Origin of the sequence: Pseudomonas mucoides, assembly GCF_015461845.1 — a bacterium.
Lineage (GTDB): Bacteria > Pseudomonadota > Gammaproteobacteria > Pseudomonadales > Pseudomonadaceae > Aquipseudomonas > Aquipseudomonas mucoides.
This window is the reverse complement of sequence record NZ_JACOPW010000001.1, coordinates 1,779,890-1,797,311: the sequence shown is the minus strand read 5'-3', so window position 1 is coordinate 1,797,311 and position 17,422 is coordinate 1,779,890. Positions and strand designations below refer to the sequence as shown.

13 protein-coding genes are annotated in these 17,422 nt (G+C 61.2%); 5 read left to right on the top strand and 8 right to left on the bottom strand.

Going from position 1 to position 17,422, the window contains the following annotated elements:
- The first annotated feature begins 128 nt into the window (after positions 1–128).
- Together recO and pdxJ are read left to right on the top strand one after the other, a co-directional pair.
- Positions 129–818, top strand: coding sequence for a DNA repair protein RecO (gene recO, locus H8F22_RS08410; RefSeq protein WP_027924887.1), 690 nt, complete (start codon positions 129–131; stop codon positions 816–818).
- Between the two features lie 47 nt (positions 819–865).
- A complete protein-coding gene (gene pdxJ / locus H8F22_RS08405) occupies positions 866–1,609 on the top strand; it encodes a pyridoxine 5'-phosphate synthase (RefSeq protein WP_027924888.1) in 744 nt (247 codons plus the stop codon).
- A 63-nt stretch (positions 1,610–1,672) separates the two neighbouring features.
- Here pdxJ and mltF read toward each other — a convergent pair whose 3' ends face one another.
- Complete coding sequence (mltF, locus tag H8F22_RS08400) at positions 1,673–3,133, bottom strand: membrane-bound lytic murein transglycosylase MltF (protein WP_027924889.1); 1,461 nt, start codon at positions 3,131–3,133, stop codon at positions 1,673–1,675.
- Between the two features lie 273 nt (positions 3,134–3,406).
- Here mltF and purL point away from each other — a divergent pair, with 273 nt between their 5' ends.
- The gene (gene purL, locus H8F22_RS08395) at positions 3,407–7,303 is read left to right on the top strand and encodes a phosphoribosylformylglycinamidine synthase (protein WP_194939949.1); all 3,897 of its coding nucleotides are present in this window, start codon (positions 3,407–3,409) and stop codon (positions 7,301–7,303) included.
- Between the two features lie 5 nt (positions 7,304–7,308).
- Positions 7,309–7,620, top strand: coding sequence for a YqfO family protein (locus tag H8F22_RS08390; protein WP_194939948.1), 312 nt, complete (start codon positions 7,309–7,311; stop codon positions 7,618–7,620).
- Positions 7,621–7,924: 304 nt separating this feature from the next.
- Here H8F22_RS08390 and nagE read toward each other — a convergent pair whose 3' ends face one another.
- The 7 genes from nagE to H8F22_RS08355 all read right to left on the bottom strand — a co-directional run bounded on the left by nagE (position 7,925) and on the right by H8F22_RS08355 (position 16,642).
- On the bottom strand, positions 7,925–9,640 hold the full coding sequence (gene nagE, locus H8F22_RS08385; protein ID WP_194939947.1) for an N-acetylglucosamine-specific PTS transporter subunit IIBC: 1,716 nt from the start codon (positions 9,638–9,640) through the stop codon (positions 7,925–7,927).
- Between the two features lie 46 nt (positions 9,641–9,686).
- Positions 9,687–12,203, bottom strand: coding sequence for a phosphoenolpyruvate--protein phosphotransferase (gene ptsP, locus H8F22_RS08380; protein ID WP_059181568.1), 2,517 nt, complete (start codon positions 12,201–12,203; stop codon positions 9,687–9,689).
- Positions 12,204–12,355: 152 nt separating this feature from the next.
- The gene (locus H8F22_RS08375; protein WP_156428505.1) at positions 12,356–13,378 is read right to left on the bottom strand and encodes an SIS domain-containing protein; all 1,023 of its coding nucleotides are present in this window, start codon (positions 13,376–13,378) and stop codon (positions 12,356–12,358) included.
- Positions 13,359–14,465, bottom strand: coding sequence for an N-acetylglucosamine-6-phosphate deacetylase (nagA, locus tag H8F22_RS08370; RefSeq protein ID WP_194939946.1), 1,107 nt, complete (start codon positions 14,463–14,465; stop codon positions 13,359–13,361). The genes H8F22_RS08375 and nagA overlap by 20 nt, the downstream gene beginning before the upstream one ends.
- A 30-nt stretch (positions 14,466–14,495) precedes the next feature.
- A complete protein-coding gene (locus H8F22_RS08365; protein ID WP_027924896.1) occupies positions 14,496–15,227 on the bottom strand; it encodes a GntR family transcriptional regulator in 732 nt (243 codons plus the stop codon).
- A gap of 313 nt (positions 15,228–15,540) precedes the next feature.
- On the bottom strand, positions 15,541–16,044 hold the full coding sequence (locus H8F22_RS08360; protein WP_027924897.1) for a L,D-transpeptidase family protein: 504 nt from the start codon (positions 16,042–16,044) through the stop codon (positions 15,541–15,543).
- A gap of 46 nt (positions 16,045–16,090) precedes the next feature.
- Complete coding sequence (locus H8F22_RS08355; protein WP_027924898.1) at positions 16,091–16,642, bottom strand: NUDIX hydrolase; 552 nt, start codon at positions 16,640–16,642, stop codon at positions 16,091–16,093.
- Between the two features lie 146 nt (positions 16,643–16,788).
- On the opposite strand from H8F22_RS08355, the gene H8F22_RS08350 reads away from it, so the two are divergent.
- Positions 16,789–17,388 (top strand): CoA pyrophosphatase, encoded by a 600-nt coding sequence (locus tag H8F22_RS08350; protein WP_027924899.1) that lies wholly within the window; start codon positions 16,789–16,791, stop codon positions 17,386–17,388.
- Positions 17,389–17,422 lie beyond the last annotated feature (34 nt).

The following is a 17,422-nucleotide window of genomic DNA, read 5'->3' as shown; positions in this document are numbered from 1 at the left end:
CTCGCGATAGCGGTCTGCCAGTCAACATCAATGTTGAATGCCAGGCCCTCATCGCGAGCAAGCTCGCTCCCACATTGGTTTTGGGTAGTTTATAAATCTGTGCTCACTCATTGAGAACGCTGACTTCCATGTCCCAAACCCCACCCATCGGCCAACCCGCCTACGTCCTCCATTCCCGCGCCTACCGCGAAAACAGTGCGCTGGTGGATTTCCTCACGCCGCAAGGTCGGCTGCGGGCGGTGTTGCGCAGTGCGCGGGGCAAGGCGGGGACGTTGGCGCGGCCGTTCGTGCCGCTGGAAGTCGAGTTTCGCGGGCGTGGCGAGCTGAAGAACGTCGGGCGCATGGAAAGTGCCGGCGTCTCCACCTGGCTCAGCGGTGAGGCGTTGTTCAGCGGCCTCTACCTCAACGAACTGTTGATCCGTCTATTGCCTTCCGAAGACCCCCATCCCGGGGTATTCGATCATTACGCCGCGACTCTGCTCGCGCTGGCCGAAGGTCGACCCTTGGAGCCGTTGTTGCGCTCGTTCGAATGGCGCCTGCTGGACGATCTCGGCTACGGCTTTGCGCTGACCATGGACATCCACGGCGAACCCATCGCGCCGGACGGTCTCTACCGTTTGCAGGTGGATGCGGGGCTGGAGCAGGTCTATCTGCTGCAACCCGGTTTGTTCAATGGCACCGAACTGTTGGCCATGGCCGATGCTGACTGGTCCGCGCCCGGTGCACTGTCCGCTGCCAAGCGGCTGATGCGCCAGGCATTGGCCGTGCATTTGGGCGGTCGTCCTTTAGTCAGCCGCGAGCTGTTTCGCAAGCCGTAGTCTCCCCGTATGCTGTGCGCCGAATCTTTAAATTCAGGAGCGCTTCCGTGACCACCAGCAATCGCATTCTTCTTGGCGTGAACATTGACCACGTTGCCACCCTGCGTCAGGCCCGGGGCACTCGCTATCCGGATCCGGTCAAGGCGGCACTGGACGCGGAAGAGGCGGGCGCTGACGGCATCACCGTGCATTTGCGCGAAGACCGCCGGCACATTCAGGAACGCGACGTTCTGCTGCTCAAGGACGTGCTGCAAACCCGCATGAACTTCGAAATGGGCGTCACCGAAGAAATGATGCTGTTCGCCGAGCACATTCGCCCGGCGCACATTTGCCTGGTCCCGGAAACCCGTCAGGAACTGACCACTGAAGGTGGTCTGGATGTAGCGGGGCAGGAAGCACGGATCAAAGCCGCCGTGGATCGCTTGTCGAAGATCGGTTGCGAAGTGTCGCTGTTTATCGACGCGGATGAACGCCAGATTGAGGCCTCCCGTCGTGTGGGTGCGCCGGCGATCGAACTGCACACCGGGCGTTACGCCGATGCCGAAACACCGACTGACGTGGCCGAAGAGCTCAAGCGCGTAGCCGATGGTGTAGCGTTTGGCCTGGCTCAGGGGTTGATCGTCAACGCCGGGCACGGTTTGCACTACCACAACGTAGAAGCCGTGGCGGCGATCAAAGGCATCAACGAGCTGAACATTGGCCACGCGCTGGTGGCGCATGCGTTGTTTGTTGGCTTCAAGTCGGCGGTGTCGGAAATGAAAGCGCTGATCCTGGCCGCCGCAAAAGCCTAAAGCCCAGACACAAAACCAATGTGGGAGCGAGCTTGCTCGCTCCCACATTGGTTTGGGGGGCTGTTAGAGCGGCGCAGGTTCCTGAGCCGGTTTCGACTTGTCGATCCCCGGCACATGCAGATTGCCTTCGGCCACCTGGTCACCTTCAAGCTGTGGCTGCGTGACCCACGTCAGGATGTCGTAGTAACGACGGATGTTCGCCACGAAATGCACCGGCTCGCCGCCTCGGGCGTAGCCATAGCGTGTCTTGCTGTACCACTTTTTCTCGGAAAGGCGCGGCAGGATTTTCTTCACGTCCAGCCATTTGTCCGGGTTCAGCCCTTCCTTCGCCGCCAGTTTGCGCGCGTCATCCAGGTGGCCGCTGCCAACGTTGTAAGCCGCCAGGGCAAACCAGGTGCGATCCGGCTCCTGAATCGACTCGTCCAGTTGATCCTTCATATAGGCCAGGTACTTGGCGCCGCCCATGATGCTCTGCTTGGGGTCGAGGCGGTTGGACACGCCCATCGCCTGTGCGGTGTTCTGGGTCAGCATCATCAGGCCGCGCACGCCGGTCTTGGACGTCACCGCCGGTTGCCACAACGACTCCTGATAACCGATCGCGGCCAGCAGGCGCCAGTCGACTTGTTCCTTCTTGGCATACGCCTTGAAGTGCTGTTCGTATTTGGGCAGCCGCTGCTGCAAATGTTGGGCGAACGTGGTGGCGCCCATGTAGCCGAGGACGTCGACATGCCCGTAATAGCGATCCTTGAGGCGCTGCAGGGTGCCATTTTTCTGCACCTTGTCGAGGTAGGCGTTGATTTCGTTGAGCAGGCTGTTGTCTTCGCCGGCGGCCACGGCCCAGCTCTGGTTGCTGGCGTCGCCGAGGTCAAAGGCGACCCGTATGTTGGTGAAGTACACCTGGTTCATCGCGACTTCGTTGGAATCGACCAGCGTCAGGTCGATCTGGCCTTCATCGACCATGCGCAGCAGGTCGACGACTTCAACCGCGTCGGATTCTTCGTATTCAATGCCGGGGTATTTCTTTTTCAGCTCTGCCAGCTGTTCGGCGTGGGTGCTGCCCTTGAGCACCATGATCTTCTTGCCGACCAGGTCGCCCGCATCGGTCGGCCGTGACTGGCCGTTGCGGTAGATGATCTGTGGGGTGACTTCCAGGTAGGAGTGGGAAAACCGCACCTGCTTTTTGCGTTCCTCACTGCTGACCAGGCCGGCAGCAGCCAGCACCGGGCCGTTAGGCTTGCCCACCTGATTGAACAGGTCGTCGAGGTTGTCGGCGGTCTCGATCTTGAGTTCCACCCCCAGATCGTCGGCGAAGCGCTTCACCAGCTCGTATTCGAAGCCGGTTTCACCGTTACGATCCTGAAAGTAGGTGGCGGGGCTGTTTCGGGTAACCACCCGCAGCACGCCATCCTCCTTTACGCGCTCCAGCGTGTTGGGTTTATCAACACAGCCACTGAGCATCAGGAAGAGTCCGGTTGCGATCAGCCATTTGGCGTACCGCGGACGCAAAGCCGTTGGGGAAAACATCTGCGCAGTATACGCAAAGGACCACGGCCGCCATATCTCGACAGAGGAGGGCTTGTCTGCTAGGCAATTGAAAACCGCTCCGGAGCCCGCAGGAATGGGCCCGAACCGCATTTTGTGACAGAAAAAATAACCCTTTTTGAGCGCCATTCTCAGGCCTGGATCCCCGGTCCGACACTTGGGTGCAGCCGCCTGTACCGTTTCGGGTGATGTCGCGGGCGGTTTAGGCTAGAATGCACGGCCTCAAAGCACACCCCTCCCGAGGCTGTCCCGAAGATGTTGATCCTGCGCGGCGCTCCTGCCCTTTCTGCCTTTCGCCACAGCAAACTCCTTGAGCAACTGAGCCAGAAGGTCCCGGCTGTCAGCGGCCTGTATGCTGAATTCGCTCACTTCGCCGAAGTGACCGGCGTCCTGACCGGCGACGAACAGCAGGTGCTTGCGCGCCTTCTGAAGTACGGCCCAAGTGTTCCGGTACAAGAGCCGACCGGCCGTCTGTTCCTGGTGTTGCCGCGTTTCGGCACCATCTCGCCGTGGTCCAGTAAAGCCAGCGACATCGCTCGCAACTGCGGCCTGAGCAAGATCCAGCGCCTGGAACGCGGCATCGCGTTCTATGTAACCGGTCAGTTCAGCGACGCCGACGCGCAACTGATTGCGGACGGTCTGCACGACCGCATGACGCAAATCGTTCTGGCCAACCTCGAACAGGCCGCCGGCCTGTTCAGCCACGCCGAACCGAAGCCGCTGACTGCGATCGACGTGCTGGGTGGCGGTCGCGCCGCGCTGGAAAAAGCCAACACCGAGCTGGGCCTGGCCTTGGCCGAAGACGAAATCGACTACCTGGTCAATGCCTTCGTCGGCTTGAAGCGCAACCCGCATGACATCGAACTGATGATGTTCGCCCAGGCGAACTCTGAGCACTGCCGTCACAAGATCTTCAACGCCAGTTGGGACATCGACGGTCAGAGCCAGGAAAAAAGCCTGTTCGGCATGATCAAGAACACCTACGTGATGCACAGCGAAGGCGTTCTGTCGGCTTATAAGGACAACGCCTCGGTGATCGTCGGCAACGTCGCCGGCCGTTTCTTCCCGGACCCTGAAACCCGCCAGTACGGCGCGGTGCAGGAACCGGTGCACATCCTGATGAAAGTCGAAACCCACAACCACCCGACTGCGATTGCCCCGTTCCCGGGCGCATCCACCGGCAGTGGCGGTGAGATTCGTGACGAAGGCGCGACCGGTCGTGGCGCCAAGCCGAAGGCTGGCCTGACCGGTTTCACCGTGTCCAACTTGCAAATCCCGGGCTTCGAACAGCCGTGGGAAGTGCCATACGGCAAGCCTGAGCGCATCGTCACCGCGCTGGACATCATGATCGAAGGCCCACTGGGTGGCGCCGCGTTCAACAACGAATTCGGTCGTCCGGCCCTGACCGGTTATTTCCGTACCTTCGAACAGTCGATCACCACCCCGCGTGGCGACGAAGTTCGTGGTTACCACAAGCCGATCATGCTGGCCGGCGGCATGGGTAACATCCGTGCCGAACACGTACAGAAAGGCGAGATCACTGTTGGCTCCAAGCTGATCGTGCTCGGCGGCCCGGCGATGTTGATCGGTCTGGGCGGCGGCGCGGCTTCCTCCATGGCCACCGGCACCAGCTCGGCTGACCTGGACTTCGCTTCCGTACAGCGCGAAAACCCTGAGATGGAACGTCGCTGCCAGGAAGTCATCGACCGTTGCTGGCAGTTGGGTGACAAAAACCCGATCAGCTTCATCCACGACGTGGGTGCGGGCGGTCTGTCCAACGCCTTCCCGGAACTGGTCAACGACGGCAACCGTGGTGGCCGTTTCGAACTGCGCAACATTCCAAACGACGAGCCGGGCATGGCCCCGCACGAAATCTGGAGTAACGAATCCCAGGAACGCTACGTGTTGGCGGTCGGCCCGGCCGACTTCGAACGCTTCCAGGCGATCTGTGAACGTGAGCGTTGCCCGTTCGCCGTGGTTGGCGAAGCCACTGCCGAGCCGCAACTGACCGTCACCGACAGCCACTTCGGCAACAGTCCGGTGGACATGCCACTCGAAGTGCTGCTGGGCAAAGCCCCGCGCATGCACCGTTCGGCCGTTCGTGAAAACGAACTGGGCGACGACTTCGATCCGTCGACGCTCGAGATTGCAGACTGCGTAGAGCGCGTTCTGCATCACCCGGCCGTGGCGAGCAAAAGCTTCCTGATTACCATCGGCGACCGCACCATCACCGGCCTCGTGGCCCGTGACCAAATGGTCGGCCCGTGGCAGGTTCCGGTGGCCGACGTTGCCGTTACCGCCACCAGCTTCGACGTCTACACCGGTGAAGCCATGGCCATGGGCGAGCGTACTCCGCTGGCACTGCTGGACGCTCCGGCGTCGGGCCGCATGGCCATCGGCGAAACCCTGACCAACATTGCCGCTTCGCGCATCAACAAGATCTCCGACATCAAACTGTCGGCGAACTGGATGTCCGCTGCCGGTCACCCGGGTGAAGACGCGCGTCTGTACGACACCGTGAAAGCGGTCGGTATGGAACTGTGCCCTGAGCTGGGTATCACCATCCCGGTGGGCAAGGACTCCATGTCCATGGCCACGCGCTGGAGCGACGAAGGCGTCGACAAGACGGTCACTTCGCCAATGTCTCTGATCGTGACCGGTTTCGCGCCAGTGGCTGACATCCGTCAGACCCTGACCCCGGAACTGCGCATGAACAAGGGCACCACCGACCTGATCCTGATCGATCTGGGCCGTGGCCAGAACCGCATGGGCGCCTCGATCCTGGCCCAGGTGCACGGCAAGCTCGGCTCGCAAGCGCCGGACGTCGATGATTCCGAAGACCTCAAGGCCTTCTTCGCGGTGATCCAGGGCCTGAATGCCGACGGTCACCTGCTGGCGTACCACGACCGTTCCGACGGTGGTCTGCTGACCAGTGTGGTGGAAATGGCCTTCGCCGGTCACTGCGGTCTGAGCCTGAACCTCGATGGCCTGGCAGAAACTTCCGCCGACATCGCCGCGATCCTGTTCAACGAAGAACTGGGTGCTGTGATCCAGGTTCGTCAGGACGCGACCCCGGACATCCTTGCGCAGTTCAGCGCGGCCGGCCTGGGCGACTGCGTGTCGGTGATCGGTCAGCCGATGAACAACGGCCAGATCAACATCACCTTCAACGGCGAAACCGTGTTCGAAGGTCAGCGTCGTCTGCTGCAACGTCAGTGGGCCGAAACCAGCTACCAGATCCAGCGTCTGCGTGACAACGCCGACTGCGCCGAGCAAGAGTTCGACGTGCTGCTGGAAGAAGACAACCCGGGCCTGAGCGTCAAGCTCAGCTACGACGTCAACCAGGACGTCGCCGCGCCTTACATCAAGAAAGGCATTCGCCCACAGGTTGCCGTACTGCGTGAGCAGGGCGTCAACGGTCAGGTGGAAATGGCGGCCGCGTTCGACCGCGCCGGTTTCAACGCGATCGACGTGCACATGAGCGACATTCTGGCCGGCCGTGTCGACCTGAACGACTTCAAAGGTATGGTCGCTTGCGGCGGTTTCTCCTACGGTGACGTCCTCGGTGCCGGCGAAGGCTGGGCCAAGTCCGCACTGTTCAACAGCCGTGCTCGCGATGCGTTCCAGGGTTTCTTCGAACGTACCGACAGCTTCACCCTCGGCGTGTGCAACGGTTGCCAGATGATGTCCAACCTGCACGAGCTGATCCCGGGCAGCGAATTCTGGCCGCACTTCGTACGTAACCGCTCCGAGCAGTTCGAAGCGCGCGTGGCGATGGTTCAGGTCCAGGAGTCGAACTCGATCTTCCTGCAGGGTATGGCCGGTTCGCGCATGCCAATCGCTATCGCTCACGGTGAAGGCCATGCCGAGTTCGCCAGCGAAGAAGCGTTGCTGGAAGCGGATCTGTCGGGTTGCGTGGCGATGCGTTTCGTCGACAACCACGGCAAGGTCACCGAAAAATATCCGGCCAACCCGAACGGCTCGCCGCGCGGGATCACCGGTTTGACCAGCCGCGACGGTCGCGTAACGATCATGATGCCGCACCCGGAACGCGTGTTCCGCGCTGTGCAGAACTCGTGGCGTTCAGAAGACTGGAACGAGGACGCACCTTGGATGCGTATGTTCCGTAACGCTCGCGTGTGGGTGAACTAAGCGTCGTGTACAAGCTGAGCTTTTTTGTTCCGGCCAGTCATGTGGAGCAGGTCAAGAGTGCCGTATTCGCCGCCGGTGGCGGACGGATCGGCGCTTATGATCATTGCGCGTGGCAGGTGCTCGGCCTAGGCCAATTTCGCCCGTTGGATGGCAGTCAGCCGTTCATTGGCGAAGCGGGGCAGGTCGAGCAGGTCGAGGAATGGAAGGTTGAGCTTGTGGTCAGCGATAAGTTGATTCGCGCGGTGGTGGTGGCTTTGAAAGAGAGCCATCCCTATGAGACGCCGGCTTATGAGGTGTGGCGGTTGGAGGATTTCTGATCTTCCTGGCTGCTGAAATGGGAAACCCGCTGAATTTGCGTTCAGCGGGTTTTTTGTTGGCTGCGATGGCGGCCTGATAGCCGACCGATCCCTACCAGATGCACCCAATCCAACTGTGGAGCTGGCTTACCAGCGATGGCGGCCTGTCAGCCGACCAATCTCCACCAGATACACCCAATCCAACTGTGGGAGCTGGCTTGCCAGCGATGGCGGCCTGATAGCCGACCTATCTCTACCAGATGTGCCCAATCAAAAATGTGGGAGCGAGCCTGCTCGCGAAGACTGACTATCAAGCACCAACGATCTAAACCTTGGCACTCACCTCACTACGATTCACCAACACCTCCAGCGCATCACTCAAACTCGATGCCTTGTCGCCGATCAGCAGATGCCAAACGCCGCCCTCAAGTTGGCTAACCCCCTGACACCCCAGCGCCTTCAAATCACATTCCGACAACGCCTTGCCATCGGCCAGTTGCAACCGAATCCGGGTCATGGCAATGCAGTCCATCTGCAGCACATTCTCGCCTCCGCCCAAGGCATTCAGCCATTGCTGCGCCTCTGAAGTCGCCACAGCAGCAGGCTTCGGAGCATCGATTACCGCAGCCGGTGAAGACACAATCGCTCGCCCCAACGCCGGCATCGCCAAGCGAATTTCATCCGCAATGCTGTCCGCCATTGGCCCAACCACCACCTGCAAACTTCCGCCTTTCCCCGGACGCACCACCGCCATCGCCCCCAGCGCTTTCAACTCGGCATCGTTGGCTTTGTTGCGATCCACCATGTCCAGTCGCAACCGTGTCGTGCACGCACCCACCGTGATCAAATTCTGCGCGCCACCCAGCGCCTTGATGTAAGCCCCGGCCCGTTCGTTCTCGGCGACCACCACCTTGTCGCCCGTCGGCACTTCTTCACGCCCCGGCGTTTTGAGATTGAAACGGCGAATACAAAAATCAAACACCACGTAGTAGATCACCGCATAAGCCAGCCCTACAGGAACCACCAACCAACCATTGGTGGATTTCCCCCAGCCGAGAATCATGTCGATGAACCCACCGGAGAAGGTGAACCCGAGGTGAATGTTCAGCGCGTTGGTGATTGCCATCGACAACCCCGTCAACAGCGCATGCAGTAAATACAGGAATGGCGCGAGGAACATGAAGGCAAATTCGATCGGCTCGGTCACGCCGGTCAGAAACGAGGTGAGGGCCATCGACAGGAAAATCCCGCCCATGACCTTGCGCCGCTCCGGCAGGGCGTTGCGGTACATCGCCAGGCAGGCGGCGGGCAGGCCGAAGATCATCATCGGGAACATGCCGGTCATGAACTGGCCGCCCTTCGGGTCGCCGGCGAAGTAGCGTGACAGGTCGCCGGTGACCATGGCGCCCGTGGTCGGGTCGGTGAAGTTGCCGAAGACGAACCATGCCATGTTGTTGAGGATGTGGTGCAGGCCGGTGACGATCAGCAGGCGGTTGAACACGCCGAAGACGAAAGCACCGAAGCTGCCGCTCTCCATCATCAGTGCGCCGAAGCTGTTGATGCCTTGCTGGATCGGTGGCCAGATCAACCCGAAGATCACGCCCAGGCCGACGGCGGCAAACCCGGTGACGATCGGCACAAAGCGCCGGCCGCCGAAGAACGCCAGATACTCCGGCAGCTTGATGTCCTTGAAGCGGTTGTACAGAGCACCGGCCATCAAGCCGCTGACGATCCCGGCGAGCATGCCCATGTTGATGTTCGCATCCAGCACCTTGAGGGTGGAGATCATCACCAGGTAACCAATCACCCCGGCCAGGCCTGCGGTGCCGTTGTTGTCCTTGGCGAAACCGACCGCGATGCCGATGGCGAAGATCATCGCCAGGTTGGCGAAGATCACTTGGCCGGCGTCGTGGATGATCGCGATGTTCAGCAAATCGGTATCGCCCAAGCGAAGTAATAACCCGGCAATCGGCAGGATCGCGATCGGCAGCATCAATGCGCGCCCGAGGCGCTGCAGGCCTTCGATGAAGTGTTGGTACATGGCGGTTCTCCCTGTGCTCTTTTTATTTGAGAGTTGTAGTTGTTGTTCAGCTCAGAGGCCATTGCTGGTGGCAGGTGTGACGCACGGCCGCAGCGCTGCTCAGTTTGAGCAGGTCGTGGCTGATGCGTCGGCATTCGGCGGCGTCGAGGTGGCGCACGCGGTCTTTGATTTCGCCGATTTGCACCGGGCTCACCGACAACTCGCTGACCCCCAAGCCAATCAACACCGGCGTCGCCAGCGGGTCGGACGCGAGTGCACCGCAGACGCCAACCCAACGGTTATGCACCGCCGCGCCCGCGCAGGTCTGTGCGATCAAGCGCAGCAGCGCCGGGTGCATGGCGTCGACGCGTGAAGCGAGGCCCGCGTGGTCGCGGTCCATGGCCAGGGTGTATTGCGATAAGTCGTTGGTGCCGATGGACAGGAAATCTGCATGTTCGGCCAAGTGCTCGGCCATTAATGCGGCGGCCGGGACTTCGATCATCACCCCAAGCTCCGGGCCTTCACTCACGCCGAGTTCAGAACACAACGCCTCAAGGCGCTTGCGAATGTGCAGCAGCTCGTCGACCTCGGTGACCATTGGCAGCAGGATCCGGCAGCGCGATATCGGGTGAACATGCAGCAGTGCGCGCAGCTGCTGATCGAGCAATTCCGGGCGCACTTGAGCCAGGCGAATGCCGCGCAGGCCAAGCACCGGATTGGCCTCGACCGGCAGGGGCAGGTAATCGAGTTGCTTGTCGCCGCCGACGTCGATGGTGCGGATGATCACCGATTTGTCGCCCATCGCATCGAGCACGGCCTGATAGGCGAGGCGCTGTTCCTGTTCATCCGGCGCGGTGTTGCGATCCACGAACAGAAACTCGGTGCGCAGCAGGCCGACGCCATCGGCGCCATTGGCCAGCGCGTCGGCCGCTTCTGTGCTGGACGCGACGTTGGCGGCCACCTCAATGTGCAGTCCATCGAGCGTCAGTGCACGGGTGTGCGCCTGAGACTGTTGAAAAGCGCGGCGCTGCTGATGATCGAGTTGCGCCTGACGCACGTCGGCCAGGCGTTCGGCTGTCGGTGCCAGTTCGAGACGAGCACCGTCAGCGTCCAGCACCACCGATTGACCTTGCTCAAGATTCAGCAGCGTCGAGCCCAGTGCCACCATGCAAGGCAAGCCTTTGCCACGCGCAAGAATCGCCACGTGGGAGGTCGCGCCGCCCTCGGCCATGCACAACCCGGCGACGCCTTGCTGGCTGAGTTGCAACAAGTCGGATGGGGTCAGTTCGTGCGCCGCGACAATGGCGCCCGCCGGCACGTCGTACTGCCAGGCTTCGCCGAGCAAGGCGCGCAACACGCGTTGTTTGAGGTCGCGCAAATCATTGGCTCGCTCGGCCAGCAACGGGCTGCCGAGTTGTTGCAGGACTTCGCACTGGGCGTCGATTGACTGGCTCCAGGCGTGGGTCGCGGCGGCGCCTTGGACGATGGAGGTATTCGCCGCGTCCAGCAGTGCCGGATCTTCAAGCAGCGCCAGGTGTGCCGCAAAAATCGCTTCTTCGTCGGTGTTCTTGTGCTTTTTGGCCTGGGCCAGGGTGTGCTCGATTTCGCTGCGCACGAGGATCAGCGCGGTATCGAGCGCATCTTGTTGTTGCTCGGAATCATGACCGCCGGCGTCAACCGGCAGGCTGATGGCGTGCAATCGAAACAGTGGCCCACCCACCAGACCTGGCGCGGCACAAACACCGTGCAGCACACCGGCTTCGGCCGGACGAATGCGTTGGGCAATCGGCGTTGGCGCGGCAGCGTGGCTGTCTTCGGCCAAGGCGGTGGACAGCGCGGTCAACAAAGATTGCAGCGCCGCTTCGGCGTCCACGCCCCGGCAACTGACTTGCACTTCATCCTGCTCGCCGACCGCCAGCGCCATCAGCCCGATCAGGCTGTCACAGGTCGCCGATTTACCACCGAAATGCAGCTGCGATTTGCTCTTGAAACCTTGCGCGGTCTGGCGAATCAGCGCCGCAGGACGCGCATGTAATCCTCCGCGAAAGGCGACCTGAACATGCCCGTTAACTTCGATGCCTGAGGCGTCGGTTTCGACCTGCGCTCCGCAAGCCTGCCGGCGAATGATGTGCAGCAAAGGCTCGCCGACCTTGACCGATTTCAGAGTGATCGGCCGTGCTTGAAAATCCCCGCTGTTGGTCAGGATCATCAGGCTGACCAGGCTTTTGCACTGCTGCGCAACCTTGTCCAGGTCATAGCGTAACAGCGGCTGGCCATTGCTGACCCGCGCGCCTTCCTTGACCAGCATCGAGAAGCCTTCGCCCTGCAACTCGACGGTGTCGAGGCCCAGGTGCAGCAGCAGTTCGGCGCCGTTGTCGGCGCGCAAGGTGATCGCATGACCGGTTCGGGCCACGTGCACAACGAGGCCAGCGCAAGGGGCATGAAGGGTGTCGTTCAGTGGGTCGATGGCGATCCCGTCGCCCATGGCCCCGCTGGCGAACACCGGGTCCGGGACCTTGGCGAGCGTGAGCACCGGGCCGCTGAGCGGGGCGCTGAGGGTCAGCTCTTTATTGTTGTTATGCATGGCTCGGTCTCATTAAAAAACAACAGTTCGGATCATCTCGCCCTGTAGCCGCTGTCGAGTGCAACGAGGCTGCGATCAGTTCAAAGCAGGATCAAAAGACCGCAGCCTCGTTGCGCTCGACAGCGGCTACGGGGTTATTCGTTGCCGTTCGATCAATGGGTACGCGTGACTTTGCTCAAATGACGCGGTTGGTCCGGGTCCATGCCACGAGCGACGGCCAAACCGGCAGCCATCACGTAGAAACTCTGGATCGCCAGGATCGGATCAAGGGCCGGGTGTTCGGCGCGGGTCAGGGTGAGGTCGCGTTCGGCGATGTCATCGGGCGCGGCCAGCAATACACAGGCGCCGCGTTGGCGCATGTCGGCGGCGAGGCTCAGCAAACCGGCCTGTTCGGCACCGCGTGGGGCGAAGATCAGCAATGGATAGTGTTCATCGATCAAGGCCATCGGGCCGTGGCGGACTTCGGCGCTGCTGAACGCCTCCGCCTGAATCGCCGAGGTCTCCTTGAATTTCAGCGCCGCCTCCTGGGCGATGGCGAACCCGGCGCCGCGACCGATCACCATCAAGCGTTGGCAATCGCGCAGGGCGTCGATGGCCATGCTCCAATCCTGTTGCGCGGCGTCACGCAGACCTTCCGGCAGGGCGTTGCCGGCTTCGAGCATTTCTACATCTTCTTTCCAGTGCGCGATCAGACGAGCGCTGGCGCTGAGCGTGGCGATAAAACTCTTGGTCGCGGCGACGCTGCTTTCGGTGCCGGCCAACAGCGGCAGGCTGAATTCACAGGCTGCTTCCAGTGGCGAACCTTCGGCATTGACCATGGAAATGCTCAGGGCACCACGCTTGCGCAGCAGGCGCAGGCTGTTCACCAGATCAGGACTCTGCCCGGACTGCGAGAAGGCAAACGCCACCTGGCCGCTGACCTTCAGCGGCGCTTGCTGCATGGTCACCACTGACATCGGCAACGACGCCACCGGAATGCCCAGCAGTTGCATGGTCAGGTAGGCGAAGTAACTGGCGGCATGGTCGGAGCTGCCACGGGCGACGGTCATTGCCACTTGCGGCGGCTGACGGCGCAGGCGTCCGGCGATCTCGATCATCTGCGGGTCGAGCTGTTGCAATTGGGCCTGCACTGCCTCGAACGAGGACAGCGCCTCTTCAAGCATTTTTGAAGTCAATGTCTTCTCCTTCGACCATGACGGCGGTCAGTGTGAGTGAGCGATCCAGCCGCACGCAGTCGGCCCAGCTGCCCGGTGTGAGGCGGCCGCGTTCTTCAAGGCCGAGGTAATCGGCGGGGAATTGCGAAAGGCGTTGCGAGGCCTCGGCAATCGGCAGACCGATCTTCACCAGATTGCGCAACGCTTGATCCATGGTCAGGGTGCTGCCGGCGAGGGTGCCGTCGGGCAAGCGTACGCCGCCCAGGCATTTGGTCACGGTGTGGCTGCCGAGTTTGTATTCACCGTCGGGCATGCCGGCGGCGGCGGTGGAGTCGGTCACGCAATACAGGCACGGGATCGAGCGCAGGGCCACGCGGATCGCGCCGGGGTGCACATGCAGCAGGTCCGGAATCAGCTCGGCGTATTTGGCGTGGGCCAGTGCTGCGCCGACGATGCCCGGCTCTCGGTGATGCAACGGGCTCATGGCGTTGTAGAGGTGAGTGAAACTGCTCGCACCCGCCGCCAGCGCTGCGACGCCTTCCTCGTAGCTGCCGAGGGTATGGCCGATTTGCATGCGCACGCCGCGAGCGCTGAGGGCGCGGATCAAGGCGTCATGGCCGGCGATTTCCGGGGCGATGGTGATCACGCGGATCGGCGCCAGCGCCAGATATTCTTCGACTTCGGCCATCAGCGCGGTGTGGGCAAAATTCGGTTGGGCGCCGAGTTTGCCAGGGTTGATGTACGGGCCTTCGAGGTGCACGCCGAGTACCCGGGCGCTGCCTTTCGGGCGCGTCTCGCAGAACTCGCCGACCGCTTTGAGCACGCTGGAAATCTCTGCGCTGGGCGCAGTCATGGTGGTCGCCAGTAGCGACGTGGTGCCGAAACGCACGTGGGTTTTGGTGATGGTTTCGAAGGCCGTGGCGCCTTCCATGATGTCTTTGCCACCGCCGCCGTGCACATGCAGGTCGATGAAACCCGGCAGCAGATAAGGCAGGTCGTTATCTGCCGGATCGCACGGTTGGCCTTCGATCGACACGACCTTGCCGTGTTGGTGAATCAGCCGGCCGCGAACCCAGCCGTGGGCGGTGAGGATGTTGTCTTCGGACATTTCGGTTCTCGGTCTTGGTGACGCAGTTCTTTATCGACGAAGCTCTGCGACAAAGTCGTAGTAATCGTTGCGGCAATAGGTGTCGGTGACTTCGATGGGGGTGTTGTCTTCCAGGTAACCGACCCGCGTCATCAACAACATGGCGGTGCCAGGGGCGATGCCGACCAGGGCGGCGAATTCGTCCGAGGCGTTGATCGCCTGGATGTGTTGCAGCGCGCGCACGACCGGTTTGCCGATGCCGTCGAGGTATTCGTAGAGGGAGTCGCCCACGGCTTGCGGTTTGGGAATGATTGAGGCGGGCAAGGTGCTCATCTCGATCGCCATCACGGTGTCGTCGGCTTTGCGCAGGCGTTTGAGACGCGCCACCTTGTCGTTGGGCGACAGGCCGAGGCGGATCAGTTCTTCGTGGGTCGGCGGGGTGATTTCACGTTCCAGCCATTGCGACCCCGGAACGAAGCCCTTGAGCCGGAGCATTTCGCTGAAACCCGAAAGACGCGACAGCGGTTGTTCCAGGCGTGGGGTAATGAACGTGCCGGAACCCTGGTGGCGGCGGATCAGGCCTTGCTCGAACAACACTTCCAGCGCCTTGCGTGCGGTGACGCGGGAGATGCCGAGCCTTTCGCTGAGGCTTCGCTCCGACGGCATGGCCTGTTCGGCTTTCCACTGGCCGGCATGGATGGCCGCTTCCAGATTGCGCGCCAGTTGCAGGTACAACGGCGTGGGTTGGGTGTCGTCGGGGCGCAGGGCCTGGAGATCGTTCATGGCAGGAGTCCGGGGCGGATATTGGAATGTTGTCGCCCGTGAATGGGCTGAAAATTAATACCACTTAAATACCATGTCAATGCCAGTACTTGGCTGTGGGCGTGGAAAAACCTGCCCTGATAGGCGGACTTATAAGCGGGTGGATTGAAGTGGTATTAACGAGGGGGCGTTTGAACGCCAAGATCGCAGTCTGTGGTGACGCTTGCGCGGGGAATTGGTATCACCCCGGCAGGCGTTGTCTCAGGCTGCGATCTTTTGAGATTATTTTTTGCTGGCGACCGAAGGTAGCCGTTTGTGGCGAGGGGGGCGGAGTTTACGGGCGGATTTCGATCATCGTGCCGTCCGGTACCAGGTTCCAGACTTCGCGCATGTCCATGTTGCGCATGGCGATGCAGCCGTCGGTCCAGTCCAGGGTGTGGAACAGGTCTTCAGGGGTATCTTCCGTGTCCGGGGTGCCGTGGATCATGATCATGCCACCGGGATCGACACCTTCACGCCGCGAACGGGCGGAGTCGCTGATGTTCGGGTAGGAGATGTGCATCGCCAGATTGAAGCGGTCGCTGACTTTGCGCCAGTCCACCCAATAGAGGCCTTCTGGCGTGCGTTTATCGCCCTCCATCAGCTTCGGCCCCTTGGGATGTTTGCCCAGGGAAATGCGATAGGTCTTGAGCGGCTTGCCGCCATTGATCAATTGCAATTGGTGGGCGGACTTGAGAATCAGGACTTTTTCGATGGCTTTGCCGTCCAGGGTTTCCGCTACGGAAGCCTGCGACATTGCGACGAACGACAAACAGAACACGGCAAGCAACCAGCGCATTGAAACGATATCCCTAGAGGTGTCGGCTATTTTAGTTATAGATGTTTTAAGTGATGGCAGGCTGAGCAAGTGGCGGGATCGACTCGGACCGCACAGGGTAATCCTCGGTCCGCCGGTCAGCGAAGAAGCATTCTAAGGTACGACCCACGGTGCGGAAAGCCAGGTCGGACCAAGGGATGTCGGCTTCTTCGAAAAGCTGCACTTCCAGGCTCTCGGGGCCGGCTGAAAAGTCCAGGTCCGCAAGCTCGGCACGAAAGAACACATGCACCTGACTGATGTGCGGCACGTCGATCAGCGTATAGATGCTCAGGTTGCGTACCCGGGCGCAGGCTTCTTCGGCCGTCTCACGAATGGCCGCCTGCTCGATGGTTTCGCCGTTTTCCATGAAACCGGCCGGCAGGGTCCAGTAACCGCGCCGTGGCTCGATGGCGCGTCGACACAGCAACACCTTCGAACCCCAGGTCGCGACACAGCCGGCGACGATATTGGGGTTCTGGTAATGAATCGTATCGCAGCTGTCACAGACAAACCGCAGGCGTGAATCGCCTTCGGGAATGCGCTGGGTCACCGGGTTGCCGCACTGACTGCAAAATTTCATGCTTGGGTTCCTGAATGCTGCGCCTATCTTGGCGTGCGGCGGTGTCTGTCGGCAAGTTGTCGTTTAGCGACATGCCGTGTTTATGGGGTTGGGCGGTCGGTTCGATTGGTGCATGATGCAGGGTAAGGCACAGATCGAGAACACTCATGCTGGACGAGCTACTTCATCGGGTAAGCAACCACACGCCGACAACGCTGGAAACCGATAAACGTTTCCCCGAAGCCGCGGTTCTGGTGCCCATCACTCGCAGTGATGAACCGGAACTGTTGTTGACCCTGCGCGCCAGCGGGCTCTCGACCCATGGCGGCGAAGTCGCCTTCCCCGGCGGACGCCGAGACCCCGAAGACCCCGACCTGATTTTCACCGCGCTCCGTGAAGCCGAAGAAGAAATCGGCCTGCCGCCGGGCCTGGTCGAAGTCATCGGCCCGCTCAGCCCGCTGATCTCCCTGCACGGCATCAAGGTCACGCCCTATGTCGGCGTGATTCCGGACTTCGTCGAGTACCGGGCCAACGATGCCGAGATCGCCGCGGTGTTCAGCGTGCCGCTCGAATTCTTCCGTAAAGATCCACGCGAACACACCCACCGCATCGATTACCAGGGCCGTAGCTGGTACGTGCCGAGTTATCGTTATGGCGAATACAAGATCTGGGGCCTGACGGCGATTATGATCGTCGAGTTGATCAACCTGCTCTATGACGCCAAAATCAGCCTGCATCAACCGCCCAAGAGTTTTATCAACACCTGAAGCCATCGTTCGTATGGCGTGAACCGAGCCTGCC

Excerpts from the sequence above, each read along its gene's own strand:
- recO (WP_027924887.1), top strand. The coding sequence starts at position 129 with ATGTCCCAAACCCCACCCATCGGCCAACCCGCCTACGTCCTCCATTCC.
- mltF (WP_027924889.1), bottom strand. The coding sequence starts at position 3,133 with ATGTTTTCCCCAACGGCTTTGCGTCCGCGGTACGCCAAATGGCTGATC.
- purL (WP_194939949.1), top strand. The coding sequence starts at position 3,407 with ATGTTGATCCTGCGCGGCGCTCCTGCCCTTTCTGCCTTTCGCCACAGC.
- nagE (WP_194939947.1), bottom strand. The coding sequence starts at position 9,640 with ATGTACCAACACTTCATCGAAGGCCTGCAGCGCCTCGGGCGCGCATTG.
- ptsP (WP_059181568.1), bottom strand. The coding sequence starts at position 12,203 with ATGCATAACAACAATAAAGAGCTGACCCTCAGCGCCCCGCTCAGCGGC.
- nagA (WP_194939946.1), bottom strand. The coding sequence starts at position 14,465 with ATGTCCGAAGACAACATCCTCACCGCCCACGGCTGGGTTCGCGGCCGG.
- H8F22_RS08365 (WP_027924896.1), bottom strand. The coding sequence starts at position 15,227 with ATGAACGATCTCCAGGCCCTGCGCCCCGACGACACCCAACCCACGCCG.
- H8F22_RS08360 (WP_027924897.1), bottom strand. The coding sequence starts at position 16,044 with ATGCGCTGGTTGCTTGCCGTGTTCTGTTTGTCGTTCGTCGCAATGTCG.
- H8F22_RS08355 (WP_027924898.1), bottom strand. The coding sequence starts at position 16,642 with ATGAAATTTTGCAGTCAGTGCGGCAACCCGGTGACCCAGCGCATTCCC.
- H8F22_RS08350 (WP_027924899.1), top strand. The coding sequence starts at position 16,789 with ATGCTGGACGAGCTACTTCATCGGGTAAGCAACCACACGCCGACAACG.